At 63.4% G+C, this 14,051-nt stretch carries 12 protein-coding genes; 2 read left to right on the top strand and 10 right to left on the bottom strand.

Annotated elements, in window-relative coordinates; genetic code table 11:
* Window positions 1-61: 61 nt before the first annotated feature.
* From panB to AC1RJW_RS11190, 6 genes are all read right to left on the bottom strand, one after another.
* Window positions 62-940: a 3-methyl-2-oxobutanoate hydroxymethyltransferase gene (gene panB / locus AC1RJW_RS11215; RefSeq protein ID WP_493044972.1), complete on the bottom strand. Its 879-nt coding sequence runs from the start codon at window positions 938-940 to the stop codon at window positions 62-64.
* A 108-nt stretch (window positions 941-1,048) separates the two neighbouring features.
* Window positions 1,049-1,525 carry a 2-amino-4-hydroxy-6-hydroxymethyldihydropteridine diphosphokinase gene (folK, locus tag AC1RJW_RS11210; protein ID WP_493044971.1) on the bottom strand — a complete coding sequence of 159 codons (477 nt, stop codon included), beginning with the start codon at window positions 1,523-1,525 and terminating at the stop codon, window positions 1,049-1,051.
* On the bottom strand, window positions 1,525-2,904 hold the full coding sequence (pcnB, locus tag AC1RJW_RS11205; protein WP_493044970.1) for a polynucleotide adenylyltransferase PcnB: 1,380 nt from the start codon (window positions 2,902-2,904) through the stop codon (window positions 1,525-1,527). The genes folK and pcnB overlap by 1 nt, the downstream gene beginning before the upstream one ends.
* The gene (locus tag AC1RJW_RS11200) at window positions 2,897-3,568 is read right to left on the bottom strand and encodes a histidinol-phosphatase (protein WP_493045157.1); all 672 of its coding nucleotides are present in this window, start codon (window positions 3,566-3,568) and stop codon (window positions 2,897-2,899) included. Before AC1RJW_RS11200 ends, pcnB begins: the two co-directional genes overlap by 8 nt.
* Window positions 3,568-4,236 (bottom strand): DnaA regulatory inactivator Hda, encoded by a 669-nt coding sequence (gene hda, locus AC1RJW_RS11195; RefSeq protein ID WP_058048421.1) that lies wholly within the window; start codon window positions 4,234-4,236, stop codon window positions 3,568-3,570. Before hda ends, AC1RJW_RS11200 begins: the two co-directional genes overlap by 1 nt.
* A gap of 76 nt (window positions 4,237-4,312) precedes the next feature.
* A complete protein-coding gene (locus AC1RJW_RS11190; protein WP_493044969.1) occupies window positions 4,313-5,395 on the bottom strand; it encodes an AI-2E family transporter in 1,083 nt (360 codons plus the stop codon).
* A gap of 188 nt (window positions 5,396-5,583) precedes the next feature.
* Here AC1RJW_RS11190 and purM point away from each other — a divergent pair, with 188 nt between their 5' ends.
* A complete protein-coding gene (purM, locus tag AC1RJW_RS11185; protein WP_034788683.1) occupies window positions 5,584-6,627 on the top strand; it encodes a phosphoribosylformylglycinamidine cyclo-ligase in 1,044 nt (347 codons plus the stop codon).
* Between the two features lie 64 nt (window positions 6,628-6,691).
* Here the strand turns inward: purM and AC1RJW_RS11180 are convergent, their stop codons facing one another.
* Together AC1RJW_RS11180 and AC1RJW_RS11175 are read right to left on the bottom strand one after the other, a co-directional pair.
* The gene (locus AC1RJW_RS11180; protein ID WP_493044968.1) at window positions 6,692-8,023 is read right to left on the bottom strand and encodes an MFS transporter; all 1,332 of its coding nucleotides are present in this window, start codon (window positions 8,021-8,023) and stop codon (window positions 6,692-6,694) included.
* A gap of 125 nt (window positions 8,024-8,148) precedes the next feature.
* Window positions 8,149-9,765: a GMC family oxidoreductase gene (locus AC1RJW_RS11175; RefSeq protein WP_493044967.1), complete on the bottom strand. Its 1,617-nt coding sequence runs from the start codon at window positions 9,763-9,765 to the stop codon at window positions 8,149-8,151.
* A gap of 163 nt (window positions 9,766-9,928) precedes the next feature.
* Between AC1RJW_RS11175 and AC1RJW_RS11170 the strand changes: the two genes are divergently transcribed.
* Window positions 9,929-10,777, top strand: coding sequence for an IclR family transcriptional regulator (locus AC1RJW_RS11170; protein WP_493044966.1), 849 nt, complete (start codon window positions 9,929-9,931; stop codon window positions 10,775-10,777).
* On the opposite strand, the gene AC1RJW_RS11165 is transcribed toward AC1RJW_RS11170, so the two are convergent.
* Window positions 10,774-11,988, bottom strand: coding sequence for a 6-phosphofructokinase (locus AC1RJW_RS11165; RefSeq protein WP_493044965.1), 1,215 nt, complete (start codon window positions 11,986-11,988; stop codon window positions 10,774-10,776). The two genes, AC1RJW_RS11170 and AC1RJW_RS11165, sit on opposite strands and share 4 nt — an antisense overlap.
* Window positions 11,989-12,021: 33 nt before the next feature.
* On the bottom strand, window positions 12,022-14,040 hold the full coding sequence (locus AC1RJW_RS11160; protein ID WP_493044964.1) for an alpha/beta hydrolase family protein: 2,019 nt from the start codon (window positions 14,038-14,040) through the stop codon (window positions 12,022-12,024).
* Window positions 14,041-14,051: the final 11 nt, after the last annotated feature.

Here is a 14,051-nt window from a genome sequence, read left to right as displayed (position 1 = left end):
AGTCTCGTAGGTCGGCTTGGCGCGCAGCGCGCAAGCCGACTTGGACGTAAAACAAACTACATCAGAAGCAGTGTTCCAGCGCCGGGAAGCTGCCGTCCTTGACGGCCTTCACATAGCCGGTGACGGCGTCGTCGATGCTGGCCGCACCTTCCATGAAGTTGCGCACGAAGCGCGCCTTGCGGCCTGGGAACACGCCCAGCATGTCGTGCATGACGAGGACCTGGCCCGAGCAGTCGGGACCGGCGCCGATGCCGATGGTGGGGATCGTCAGCATGTCGGTCACTTCCTTGCCCAGCTGCGACGGCATGGCTTCCATCAGCACGATGGCGGCGCCCGCGTTTTGCAGCACCAGCGCGTCGTTTTTCAATTCTGCGGCGCTTTCCGTGCTCTTGCCCTGGACTTTATAACCGCCCAGCTGGTGCACGAATTGCGGCGTCAGGCCGATGTGGGCGCAGATGGGGATGCCGCGCTCGGTGAGGAAACGGACGGTCTCGGCCAGCCAGGCGCCGCCTTCGATCTTGATCATGTGCGCGCCCGCCTGCATCAGGATGACGGCGTTGGCATAGGCCGTTTCAGGCGTGCCGTACGCGCCGAACGGCAGGTCGGACAGGATCATGGCCGACTTGCTGCCGCGCGCCACGGACGCCGTGTGGTAGGCCAGTTCGGCCACGGTGACGGGCAGGGTGGAGTTCAGGCCGTTGCAGACCATGCCGAGCGAATCGCCGATCAGCAGGATCTCCACGCCGCAGCGGTCCATCAGCGACGCGAAGCTGGCGTCATAGCAGGTCAGCATGGTGATCTTTTCGCCGGCGGCGCGCAGCGTGGCCAGGGTGTGGATGGTCACGGCCTTGTTGGCGACAGGCTTGGATGGCGCCGGCGCCGGTGTGGCGGCCTTGTTGTCTTTTGCGGCCAGATCTGTTCCTTGCAAATAAGCGGACATAGGTATTCTCTAGAGTGAATGGGGGGTGATGCTATTGCGACGCCGCTAGTGTAGTACTTTATATGGCGGCGTGCAGGGGCGGCATTGTAGAGCAATACCGCGTGGCGCTCAGAGCTGGCTGATCGCCTGGTCGGCCACGCCCGCCAGGTAGCCTTGCGCCGGCCCGAGTCCGGGCACCGAAATGGCCGGCGCCAGGGCCAGCAGCGGCACCAGCACGAAGGCCCGCTCGGTGAGACGCGGATGGGGCACCGTCAAGGTGGCGCTGGCGATCTGTTTATCGCCGTACAGCAGCAAGTCCAGGTCCAGCGTGCGCGGGGCATTGCGGTAAGGCCGTTCGCGTCCGTGCGCCGCCTCGATGGCGTGCAGGGCCTGCAGCAGTTCCTCCGCAGGCAGGGTGGTCGCGATGCGCGCCACGGCGTTGATGTAGTCGTCGCCACTCGAATCGATGGGCGCCGTGCGGTAGCTGGCCGAGGCGTCCAGCAAGCTGGCGCCGGGCAGGCGCGCCAGGCGCGCGATCGCATCCTGCACGTTGGCGCGCGCGTCGCCCAAGTTCGCCCCGATGCCGATGTAAGCGATCACTGACATTATTCGCCGCTGCTGCTGCCGGTGGTGGTGCTTCCGCCGCCTGTACCCGTCTTGCTGCGCGTGCTGCGGCGTGGCGGGCGCTTCTTCTTGACGGCGCCCGGCGCGGCATTGGCGCTGACGAGCAGCGCTTCGCGCGTTTCCTCGTCGCCTTCATAAAAGGCCGTCCACCATTCGCCGATGTCCATGTCGATTTCGCCCGAGGCGCAGCGCAGCAGCAGGAAATCGTAGCCGGCGCGGAAGCGCAGGTGCTCGAGCAGTTTGTACGGCGCCTTGCCGACGCGGCGCTCGAAGCGGGGCTGCATCGACCAGATGTCGCGCATGTCGGAACCGATCTTGCGCTGCAAGGCCAGTTTTTCCGTCTGCGAATCGAGCACGTCGTCGGCCGCCAGGTGCAGCGCGGGGATGGTCGACTCGCCGGCTGCGCGGTAGGCCGTCCATTTTTCCAGCACCTGGTGCCACAGCAGCGAGGCAAACAAAAAGCCCGGCGAGACGGTCTTGCCGGCGGCGATGCGCTGGTCAGTCGCATCCAGCGCCAGGGTGACGAATTTCGCGCCCAGCGGCTGTTCCAGCACCACGTCGAGCAGCGGCAGCAGGCCATGATGCAAGCCTTCCTTGCGCAGCTGCTGCAGGCAGGCCAGCGCATGACCGCTCATCAGCAGTTTGAGCATTTCGTCAAATACGCGCGGCGCCGGCACGTTGTTGATCAGCGGCGCCATGACGGGAATCGGCGCGGCCGTATGCGGTTCGATGGTGAATTTCAGCTTGGCGGCGAAGCGCACCACGCGCAGCATGCGCACGGGGTCTTCGCGGTAGCGTTCTTCCGGCTTGCCGATCATGCGCAAGGTCTTGGCGCGGATGTCTTCCACGCCGCCGTGGTAATCGAGCACTTCCTGCGTGGCCGGGTTGTAGTACATGGCGTTGATGGTGAAGTCGCGGCGCAGCGCGTCTTCATGCTGCAAACCGAAGGTGTTGTCGCGCAGGACGCGGCCATGTTCATCCTTGGGCGCCGAATCGGCGCCGGCGCCGCGGAAGGTCGTCACTTCCAGCAAATCCTGGCCGAACATCACGTGCACGATCTGGAAGCGCTTGCCGATGATGAAGGCGCGGCGGAACAAGCGCTTGACCTGTTCCGGCGTGGCGTTGGTGGCGATGTCGAAGTCCTTGGGTTTCACGCCCAGCAGCAGGTCGCGCACGGCGCCGCCGACGACAAAGGCCGCGAAGCCTGCTTCCTGCAGGCTGCTGGTGACGCGTATGGCATTCGACGATACCAGTTTCGGGTCGATTCCGTGTTGCGCAGGACCGAGCACAATGGGTGCCGTGGTGTCGCGCGCTGCCTCTTTTTTAACGCCGAGGATCTTGCGGATGAATTTTTTAATCATTGAATAAGTGGAGTGATGGCCAGCCGTGGAGGGATGCGTGTGCGCTCAAAGCGGTGTTGGGGTTGGTCGCGACCGGGTGGGTCACGACCGACAGCAGGGGAATGTCGTTGTGCGAATCGCTGTAAAAATAGCTGCGCTCGAACTGCCCCAGTTCCTTGCCCATCCTTTCCAGCCAGGCATGGGTGTGGGTCAGCTTGCCCGCGCCCAGGGTCGGCGTGCCTACCAGCTTGCCCGTGACATTGCCTTCGTCGTCATATTCGGGCATGGCGGCCAGCAGGTGTTCGACGCCCAGCGCATCGGCGATGGGTTTGGTGATGAAATGGTTGGTGGCCGTGACGATGGCCAGCAGGTCGCCCGCGTCCTGGTGCTGCTTGATCAGCGCCACGACTTCCGGGCGGATGACCGGCAAGACCACTTCGGCCATGAATTGGCGGTGCAGCGCTTCCAGGCGTTCGCGCGGGAATTGCGCCAGGGTGCCGAGCGAGAATTCCAGGTATTCCACCGGATCGAGCGTGCCGGCCTGGTATTGCGCGAAAAATTCGTCGTTGCGGCGGGTGAATTCGGCGGCGTCCACGGCACCGATGCGTACCAGGAATTCGCCCCACTCGTGATCCGAGTCGATGGGCAGCAGGGTGTGGTCGAGGTCAAACAGGGCCAGATTCATCATTCTTTCGCTTCCGCCTGCAGCAACTCGCGCAACAATGGCAAGGTGATCGGGCGTTGGGTTTCAAGGGAGTAGAGGTCGAGAGAGTCCAGCATCGTCGACAGCGAACGCATGTCGCGCCGGAAATGGGACAGCAGATAGGGTAACACGCCCGGCGACAAGGTCAAGCCGCGGGTGGTGGCCGCCTGGGTCAGGGCGGCGATTTTTTCATCGTCCGTCAAGCCGTGGATCTGGTAGATCAGGCCCCAGCCCATGCGCGTGCGCAAGTCTTCGCGCACGGGCAGCACGGCGGGCGGCACGGCGCCGCTGCAGACCATGAACGCCTTGTTGGCGCGGATTTCATTGAACAGGGCAAAGGCGTCGATCTGCGCCAGCGGCGACAGTTTTTCGCAGTCGTCGAGCAGGTACAGGTCCACGTCAGGCGAATACACGAATTCGGACTCGATCGAGAACGGCGAAATGTAGCGCGCGCGCTCGGTGCTGGCCAGGGCCTTGAGCAGGTGGCTCTTGCCGGCGGCCAGTTCGCCCCATAGGTAGGCAAAATGTTCGCGCGAAGTGCGCGCGGCGAACTGGCGCATCAGCTGCGCCACTTCGGCATTCTGTCCCACCTCGAAGGTATCGAGGCTGTGCGCCTGGTCTGTGCCTAAATCGAGCACCAGTTGTTTCATGGCGTACGCCTTGTCCTGTTTTTCATTACTGCATGTGCATCGTGGTATTGCCAGGTTGATATGATATCCGCTTTTACTAGGTATTATAGAAGCTGCTGGACAGGTAGTGGCGTCTTAGATGCTTAAAAGCGACCATCAGGACGGCAGAAGCGGGTAAAGCGAGCAAAACGCCGACGAAACCGAACAATTGTCCGAACGCCAATAGGGCGAAGATCACGGCCAGCGGGTTCAGGCCGATGCGCTCGCCGACCAGGCGCGGCGTGAGGAAAAAGCCTTCGATGACCTGGCCGCAGCCATAGATGACGGCCACGGCGATGACGCCGCTCCAGTCGGCAAACTGCAGCAGGGCGGCGATCAGCGCCAGCATCAGGCCCAGGCCGAAGCCAAGGTAGGGGATGAACACCAGCAAACCCGTGATGATGCCCACAGGCAATGCGACTTCAAAACCGGCGATGGCCAGCGCCACCGAGTAATACGTGGCCAGCACCAGCATGACGAGCAGCTGGCCGCGCAGGTATTGCGCCAGCAGGGTGTCGACTTCCTGCGCCATGCCCACCGTGCGGCCGACCCAGCGGCGCGGCACGGCGGCGGCGATGCGCGCCAGCATCGGATGCCAGTCCAGCAACAGGTAGAACAGCACCACGGGAATCAAGACCACGGTGGCCAGCCAGCCCAGCACGGCCGTACCGCCGATGCGGGCCGAGGCCAGCACGGTGCTCCAGATTTCATCGCCGCTGGTGGCCATCTGCTGGCTCAGCATGCGTTTGATGCCCGTGCCGTCCAGGCGCACGCGGATGCCCAGGTCGCGCAGTTTCGGCGCCAGGAACTCGTTCGCCTTGCTGAGAAACTGCGGGATTTGCGCCTGCAGCAGTGGGATTTCCTTTTGCAGCACAGGCACGACGATCAGCACCAGCGCCGTGATGGCGAGGAAAAACAACACTACGACGACCAGCACGGCCAGCGGACGGGGCACGTAAAAACGCCGGTAATGCAGGCGCTGCAAGCGGTCGACGCCGGGATTGAGCACGTAGGCGAGGATGGCGGCGGCCAGGAAGGGCGTCAGGATGGGGCCCAGGCTGACGAGCAGCAGCAAGAATGCCAGCCAGACCGCGATCCAAAATGCTGTTTGCTTCTGTTCGGCGGTGATGGCGAATGGCATGTGGTTTGTGCTGTTGCGTTAAAAAAAGGCAGTTAATTACGAAATGGCGGGGCAGTTTGATAAAATAGCGTCTTGATCGACCGAATTCACCCGCTGGCGCCCTGCCGCATGATGTTGAAGAACATGCTTGCGCGCGCGTGCCGGCGGGTATCCGCCTTCTATTTTACCGCCTCCGCTGCCACCACACCATGAACCAGACTTCTAATGTTTCCCTTTCCTACCGTGACGCTGGCGTCGATATCGACGCAGGCGACGCTTTAGTCGAAGCAATCAAGCCGTTTGCCAAGCGCACCCTGCGCGAAGGCGTGATGGGCGGCCTGGGCGGTTTTGGCGCCATGTTTGAAATCAGCAAGAAGTACAAGGAACCGGTGCTGGTCTCCGGCACTGACGGCGTCGGCACGAAATTGCGCCTGGCGTTCGAACTGAACCGCCATGACACGGTCGGCATCGACCTCGTCGCCATGAGCGTCAACGACATCCTCGTGCAAGGCGCCGAACCGCTGTTCTTCCTCGACTATTTTGCCTGCGGCAAGCTGGACGTGGCCATCGCCACCGACGTCATCAAGGGCATCGCCCAGGGTTGCGAACAAGCGGGCTGTGCGCTGATCGGCGGCGAAACGGCGGAAATGCCGAGCATGTACCCGGCCGGCGAATACGACCTGGCAGGTTTTGCCGTCGGCGCCGTGGAAAAATCGAAAATCATCGACGGCACCAAGATCGCCCCGGGCGACGTGGTGCTGGGCCTGGCCTCGTCGGGCGTGCACTCGAACGGTTACTCGCTGGTGCGCAAGATCATCGAAGTGGCGAAGCCGGACCTGGAAGGCGACTTCCATGGCCGTAAACTGGCCGACGTGCTGATGCAGCCGACGCGCATCTACGTCAAGCCGCTGCTGGCGCTGATGGACGCCATGGAAGTCAAGGGCATGGTGCACATCACCGGCGGCGGCCTGGTGGAAAACATCCCGCGCGTGCTGCAGCCTGGCCTGGTGGCCGAACTGGACTCGAAGGCATGGACCATGCCGCCGCTGTTCACGTGGCTGCAACAGCACGGCGGCGTGGCTGACGCCGAAATGCACCGCGTCTTCAACTGCGGCATCGGCATGACCGTCATCGTTTCGCAGGAAAACGCGGACGCCGCCATCGCGCAATTGCAGGCGGCCGGCGAAACCGTCTCGCGCATCGGCACCATCCGCGCCCGCGTAGGCGACGAGCATCAGACGATCGTGATCTAAGTTTCAGCACGCATGGAAAAGGCAGGCGCTCGCGAGAGGCCTGCCTTTTTTACGCCCGGATGTCTTACCGCGCGTGCGCCGTCTTCATGCGGCCGTCCGGCTGCGAGCCTCCCTTGCCGATCATGGCCACGCTGACGGCCGAGACGAGGGAGGCGAACAGGATGTAGCCGACGATGTGCCATGGCTCGCCCTTGCCCGTCTTGAGCAGGTAGGTGGCGATGATGGGCGTCAGGCCGCTGGCGAAGATGCCGGAGAACTGGTACACGAAGGAGATGCCCGTGTAGCGCACCTTGGCGTCGAACAGGTCGCAGAACAGGGCCGCTTCCGGGCCGTACACGGCCGAATACAGTACGCCCAGCGGGATGATCACGGAACACCACAGCAGCAGCGGATTGTCGGCGTGGTGCAGCATGATCCAGAAGGCGGGAATCGATGACACGCCCGTGATCAAGGAGCCCCAGAAGAACACCTTGGTGCGGCCGATGCGGTCCGACAGGCGGCCAAAGAAGGGGATGCAGAAGCACATCACGACGGCCGACGCCATCACGCCCATCAGCGCTTCCGTGCGGGCTATCTTGATGGTGTTGGTCAGATAAGTGATGGAAAAGACGCCAAAGATATTGAAGAATACGCCGTCGATATAGCGCGCGCCCATGCCCTTCAGGACATTGCCCGGATAGCGTTTCAAGAGGTCGAAGAACGGAATCTGCGTCTCCGCGTTCTTTTCCTTGACGGCCTGGAATTCCGGCGTTTCCATCACGTTCAGGCGTATCCACATGCCGATGAAGACGAGGGCCGCCGACAGGATGAAGGCCACGCGCCAGCCCCACGCGAGAAATTGCGCGTCGCTCAAGCTGTACGACAGGATCGCCACCACGCCGGAAGCGAGGCACAGGCCGATGGCCAGGCCGATCTGCGGCAGGCTGGCATAGAAGCCGCGCTCCTTCGGCGGCGCATATTCATACGCCATCAGCACAGCGCCGCCCCATTCGCCACCGAGGCCGATACCTTGCAGCACGCGCAGGAACAGCAGCAGGCCCGGCGCCCAGTAGCCGATGTGGTCATACGTGGGCAGCACGCCGATCAGGAAAGTGGAGATGCCCATGATCATCAGGGTCATCACCAGCATGCTCTTGCGGCCGATCTTGTCGCCGAAGTGGCCGAAGATCACGCCGCCGATGGGGCGCGACAGAAAGCCCACGGCGAAGGTGCCGTAGGCCAGCATGGTCGAGACGAGCGGATCGCCGCCCGGGAAATACAGCTTGCTGAACACGATGCCAGCGACGACGCCGTATAAAAAGAAGTCGTACCACTCGATGGTGGCGCCGATCACGCTGGCCATCACGACTTTCCGCAGCTCTTGGGCTTTTTTCGGATGATTCGGATTGTTATCCATAATATCTAGTCTCCAATCGATATCGATTATGTGTTTTTTTGATGCCTGGCTTGTCGCCGGGTCATTGGAGGCGGGGCCGTCTGCCCGCCGCTGACATCCTCCTTGCCGGGAATGGAATGGGTGGGTCAGGCCGCCTGCGGCAGCCGCACGGCGTCCGCCAGGATCATGTCGGCCGCTTTTTCGGCGATCATGATGGTGGGCGCGTTCGTATTGCCCGAGACGATTTCCGGCATGATCGACGCGTCGACCACGCGCAGGTTCTGCATGCCGTGCACGCGCAGGCGGTCGTCGACGACGGCCATGTCGTCGTGGCCCATCTTGCAGGTGCCGCTGGGGTGGTAGATGGACTGGCTGAAGCGCCGCGCCGCATCGAGCAGTTCTTCATCGCTCTGGAACTGCGGGCCGGGCACGAACTCTGAAATGATGTGCGGCGCCAGCGACGGCGCGGCGGCGATCCTGCGCGCCACGCGCAGGGCGGCAATCGCCGTCTGCTGATCGCGCGTGTCGGACAGGTAGTTCGGGTAGATGCCCGGATAGGCGAGGGGATCGGCGGACTTGATCGACACATGGCCCCGGCTGTGCGGGCGCAGCTGGCACACGGATGACGTGAAGGCGGAAAACGGATGCGCGCCTTCGCCCGGCTTGTCGGCGCTCAAGGGCTGCATGTGGAACTGGATGTCGGGCCGCTCCACCTCGGGCGAGGACTTGGTAAACACCGTCACCTGGCTGGCCGCCAAGGTGAGTGGTCCGGAGCGGGAAAACACATATTGCATGCCCACCCACAGCTTGCCCCACAGGCTGTTGACTTCATCGTTCAGGGTTTTCAGCCGCGTCTTGAAGACGAGGCGGATTTGCAGGTGGTCTTGCAGGTTCTGTCCCACGCCGGGCAAGTCGTGCACGAGCGGCACGCCCACTTCCGCGAGCAGGGCGCGCGGTCCGACGCCCGAGCATTGCAGGATTTGCGGCGAGCCGATGGCGCCCGCGCATAAAATCACTTCGCCGCTGGCGCGCGCCTGGCGCAACTGGCCATCTTGCCGGAATTCGATGCCGACGGCGCGCTTGCCCTCGAACAGCACGCGCGTGATTTGCGCGCGCACTTCCACGCGCAGGTTGGCGCGCTTGCGGGCGGGGCGCAGAAAGGCTTTCGCCGTGCTCCAGCGCAGGCCCTTGCTGGCCGTCTGCTGGAAGTAGCCGACGCCCTCCTGCGTGGCGCCGTTGTAGTCGGCATTGAAGGGGATGCCGCTTTCCGTGGCGCCGGCAATAAAATGTTCGGCGATGGGACGGCGTAGCCGCAGGTCCGACACTTTCAAGGGGCCGCCGACGCCGTGGTAATCGCTGGCACCGCGCTCCTGGTCTTCCGATTTTTTAAAGTAGGGCAGCACCTCGGCATAGCTCCAGCCTGCGTTGCCCAGTTCGGACCAGCGGTCGTAGTCTTCTTTCTGTCCACGCACGTACAGCAAGCCGTTGAGCGAGCTGGAGCCGCCCAAGACCTTGCCGCGCGGCCATTGCAGCTGGCGCCCGGCGATGCCGGCGTCCGCTTCCGTGCGGTAGCACCAGTCCAGCTTTGGGTCGTGCATGGTCTTGAAATAGCCGACCGGCACGTGTATCCAGGGATTGTTGTCCTTGCCGCCAGCTTCCAGCAGCAATACCTGGTGGTTGCTGTCGTGCGACAGGCGGTTGGCCAGCACGCAGCCGGCGGAACCGGCGCCGACAACGATGTAATCATAGTGTTTTTGCAACATGGTGCTTGTCTCCTGCGTTGCGGTATCGGCTTGCCTCGGCGGGCGTTTTTTGCGATACACTGGTCTTTATTGGTTATTTTTGGAACGTCTGGTTCCATTTATAAAAGACGTGCAGCACCGGGACAAGCGGAAATAGCCGCATACGCGAGAGGTGAAACAGAACATGCATGATGCGTTTCAAAAACGGCCGGCCGGGGCCGAGGAAGACAGTTCGGCGGGCGGTGCGGTTGGGGCCGGCACGGCGGCAAGCCATGGCGACGAAGCGCGCGGTTTGCGCGTGCTGCGCCTGATCGAGCACCTGGCCAGCGCCAGCCAGCCCTTGACCTTGTCGCAGCTGGCCGCGCGCATGCAGGTGCCCAAGGCCAGCATGATGCGTCTGCTCGATACCCTGGAGCAACACGGTTATGTGCTGCGCACGCCCGTGGGGCGCGGCTATGTGCCGGGTGCCGCGTCTACGAACCTGGCGCTGGCGACCTTGCGCAACAATGCCCTGATCCGCGTGAGCCGCAGCATCCTGGGCAGCCTGGTGGCGGCCACGGGCGAGACCTGCAATCTGGCCATTCCCGAGGGCAATGCCGTCGTCTACGTGGACCGGGTGGAAACGCAGGAACCGCTGCGCCTGCACCTGGTGCTGGGCACGCGCGCGCCCATGCATTGCACGGCCAGCGGCAAGCTTTTTTTGGCGCACATGAGTTTGCTGGAACGGCGCGCCTTGCTGGCCATGCTGACCCTGCAGGCGCGCACGCCGAAAAGCATCACCGACCCCGTGCTGCTCGAGCGCGAGATCGTGCGCATCGCCCGGCTGGGCATCGGCATTGACGACGAGGAATTCGTGCACGGCATGGTGGCCGTGGCTGTGCCCATCTGCGCGGCCGACGGGCGCATCGTGGCGGCCGTCGCCTGCCACGCGCCCGTGGCGAGAAAGTCCGTGGAGCAACTACTGCAACACGTGCCGCAATTAAAAGAAGCGGCCGTCAAGCTGCGGCCGCTGCTGCTGGCAGAAAGCAGCTAGGGTTTCAGGACCTTCGCCACCTTGGCCGCGCGCAGGCGGAACGCATCGGGCATGCCGGAGCCCAGCAGCGGACGCAGATACAGGCGGAAGGCATCGGTCACGTCCGTGCCGCTGGCGCTGATGAACTCGTCTTCCATTGTCCGCGTCTTGCCCGCCACGTCGGTCAGCGGCAGCAGTTCGTAATCGACGGAATAAAAGCCCGTGCGCTTGATGGCAACAGAGCCGTCGCGGTCGCCCCACATGGCGAACTGCACTGCCTTCTCTCCCACTTCGCGGGCTTCGCGTTGATCTACATCAGAAACACAGCCGATGAAGGAACGCTGCAGATAGCCGAAGGTATCGCCGCGCACGCGCTTGATGCCGAGCTTGGCCTTGATTTCGTCACACAGCAGGTCGGCCAGCGCGCCCGTGCCGGACAATTGCACGTTGCCATGCGCATCGCGCTCCACTTCCTTGGCCAGCAGGCTGGCGATCGGCTCGCCCGACGCGTCGTGGATGCCTTCCGAGACGGCGATTACGCAGCGGCCGTACTTCGCATAGGTGGCCTTCACGTCGGCGAGGAATTGATCCAGCGCAAAGACGCGCTCGGGCACATAGATCAGATGCGGGCCGTCGTCAGGGAACTTCTTGCCCAGCGCCGAGGCGGCCGTCAAAAAGCCCGCGTGGCGGCCCATCACCACGCCCACATAGACGCCGGGCAAGGCCGCGTTGTCGAGGTTGGCGCCGGCGAACGCTTGCGCGACGAAGCGCGCGGCCGAGGGAAAGCCCGGCGTGTGGTCGCTGCCGACGAGGTCGTTGTCGATGGTTTTCGGGATGTGGATGCAGCGCAGCGGATAGCCGGCCTTGTGCGCTTCCTCGCTGACGATGCGCACCGTATCGGACGAGTCATTGCCGCCGATGTAAAAGAAATGCTCGATCTCGTGCGCGCGCAGTACCTCGAAGATTTGCTGGCAGTAGGCGATGTCCGGTTTGTCGCGCGTGGAACCGAGCGCCGAAGACGGCGTGGCGGCCACCAGTTCCAGGTTGTGGCTGGTTTCCTGCGTCAGATCAACAAACTCTTCATTGATGATGCCGCGCACGCCGTGCAGCGCGCCGTATACGCGCGTGACGTGCTGAAAACGCCGCGATTCGAGCACCACGCCCACCAGCGACTGGTTGATGACGGCGGTGGGGCCGCCTCCCTGGGCAACAAGAATTTTTCCAGACGGCATGGGATCTCCTCGTAAGTAAAGCGGCCCTCCAGCCTACTCCTTTTTTAGCGGGGCGCTGTCTTTTCCGATATTTCTGTCGAGGAATTTCTCCACCCGGCCCCAGAAGTCGATGCGGTTCTTCGGCAGTGTCCAGCCATGACCTTCCTCATCGTATACCACCCATTCGACATCGCGGTTGTGCTGTTTGACGGCCGCGTAGAATTGTTTGCCGTGGTACAGCGGCACCCGCTGGTCGGCAGCGCCGTACGCCAGCAGCAGAGGCTGGGTGATGCGCGCCGCCTGGGCGATGGGCGAGGTGGCCTGGAATTGCGCCGCGTTCGCCGTCCGTTCGCCAATCAGCTCGGGCATGCCGTACTGTTTCCAGTCGTCGCCGAGGTCGGACTTGAAGCTCCAGTGGCCGCTATACATCAGGTTAATGTCGGTCACGCCCACCCAGTCGATGGCACAGCGGAACAGGTCGGGATCGTTGACCAGGCCCATCAGGGCAGCATAGCCGCCATAGCTGGCGCCAGCGATACAGATGCGGCGCGGATCGGCTATCCCCTCCGCGATGGCCCAGCGCGCGCCGTCGGCGAGATCGTCCTGCATCTTCAAGCCCCATTGTTTCCAGCCAGCCCGAAAATGCTTGGCGCCAAAGCCTGTGCTGCCGCGAAATTCCGGTTGCAGCACGGCATAGCCACGCGAGGCAAGAAATTGCACTTCGGCATTCCATTGCCAGGAGTTGCCGCGCACATACGGGCCGCCGTGCACGAGTACGACAAGCGGTAGTTGCTTGCCAGAACTCGTGGCGGGCACGGTGAGCCAGGCTGGAATGGCCAGGCCATCGCGCGCCGTGTAGCGCACCAGCTGCTGCTCGCTCATCTGCGCCGGCTGGATGAGCGGCTGCGTCTCGCCGATGATGCTCAGCTTGCCCGTATCGCTATTGAACAGCGAGAATTTGCCCGGCTGCCGGTCGGAATACGAGGTCACCAGCATGAAGGGCGTGGCGGGGCGGGCCGCCAGCGAGACCAGGTTGATGGTCGACGGCAACAGGGCATCGATGCGCGCCTGGGTCGCCGTCATGGCGGGATCGAACCAGCGCGTGGCACGCGCATCGCTGAGGTGGTGCACGCCCAGCAGCTTGCCTTGCCGGACGATCAGATTGCCGCTGAAATCATAACCGTCGAGCGAGATGATGGGCGTGGGCCTGATGCTGCTGCTGGCCAGGTCGTAGGCATGCACGGACAGCGTATCGCTGCCCATGCGAGCGCTCACGTACAAGGTGCCGTCCGGACCGAAGGATAGCGGGGTGAAGGCGTTGGAGCCGCCGAGGTAGGCGTCGAACTGCGCCAGCGTGCGCCAGGCGCCTCCGTCAGGTTCCCGGTACATGATGCTTTCGATATTGCGCTCCCGGGTGACGGCCAGGCGCGGTTCGCCATGCTGGTCGAGCAGCCAGCGGCGCACCTTGCCGGGCGGCTTGACGTTCGTGCTGCGGCCCGTCAGCGTATCGAGCTGCCGCAAGCCCTCATAGTCGACTTCGCCCGTCGAGGCGTACACGGTACTGCGCACATACACGGCAGCCGAATCCTGCGCACCGCGCTGGCCCGTCAGGTAGGTATGCCAGGGCAGCAGTTTATAGATCGAGGTGGAGGCATCGGGCATGGTGCTGCGGGCGGCCAGCTGGCGAAAGTTGCTGCCGTCGCGGTTGACGGCAAACAGGCCCGGCCCGAAACGCATGTCGCCGGGCGCCGTCTGACGGTCGCGCGTGTTCAGGATCAGGCGCTCGTTGCTGACCCATTCGACGTCGCCCACGTCGACATCGCTGAATTGCGCCACGACCTTGATGCTGTTATCGAGCAGGTTGACGATGGCCAGCCGTTCGCGATTGTTCGCGCCGCTCACTTTCACGGCCAGGTGACGCGCATCGGGCGACAGCTGGGGGCCGCTGAATTCCGGGTTGGCGAAGAAGGCCGACAGGGGCGGTGCGACGGCGGTGTGCGCCTGTGCGGAGATGGCCAATAGGCTGGCGCAGGCGGCCAGGATATGGAGCAGACGCAAGAGAACCTGAAGCATGGTGTGGGTTA

It is taken from the genome of Janthinobacterium sp. GW822-FHT07A03 (assembly GCF_058798815.1).
This window is presented reverse-complemented; position numbering and strand designations above follow the sequence as displayed.

Bases quoted from the DNA above. Each gene is read 5' to 3' on its own strand.
- purM (WP_034788683.1), top strand. From the start codon at position 5,584: ATGAACCAGACTTCTAATGTTTCCCTTTCCTACCGTGACGCTGGCGTC.
- AC1RJW_RS11200 (WP_493045157.1), bottom strand. From the start codon at position 3,568: ATGAATCTGGCCCTGTTTGACCTCGACCACACCCTGCTGCCCATCGAC.
- AC1RJW_RS11175 (WP_493044967.1), bottom strand. From the start codon at position 9,765: ATGTTGCAAAAACACTATGATTACATCGTTGTCGGCGCCGGTTCCGCC.
- AC1RJW_RS11190 (WP_493044969.1), bottom strand. From the start codon at position 5,395: ATGCCATTCGCCATCACCGCCGAACAGAAGCAAACAGCATTTTGGATC.
- pcnB (WP_493044970.1), bottom strand. From the start codon at position 2,904: ATGATTAAAAAATTCATCCGCAAGATCCTCGGCGTTAAAAAAGAGGCA.
- panB (WP_493044972.1), bottom strand. From the start codon at position 940: ATGTCCGCTTATTTGCAAGGAACAGATCTGGCCGCAAAAGACAACAAG.
- AC1RJW_RS11170 (WP_493044966.1), top strand. From the start codon at position 9,929: ATGCATGATGCGTTTCAAAAACGGCCGGCCGGGGCCGAGGAAGACAGT.
- folK (WP_493044971.1), bottom strand. From the start codon at position 1,525: ATGTCAGTGATCGCTTACATCGGCATCGGGGCGAACTTGGGCGACGCG.
- hda (WP_058048421.1), bottom strand. From the start codon at position 4,236: ATGAAACAACTGGTGCTCGATTTAGGCACAGACCAGGCGCACAGCCTC.
- AC1RJW_RS11165 (WP_493044965.1), bottom strand. From the start codon at position 11,988: ATGCCGTCTGGAAAAATTCTTGTTGCCCAGGGAGGCGGCCCCACCGCC.
- AC1RJW_RS11160 (WP_493044964.1), bottom strand. From the start codon at position 14,040: ATGCTTCAGGTTCTCTTGCGTCTGCTCCATATCCTGGCCGCCTGCGCC.
- AC1RJW_RS11180 (WP_493044968.1), bottom strand. From the start codon at position 8,023: ATGGATAACAATCCGAATCATCCGAAAAAAGCCCAAGAGCTGCGGAAA.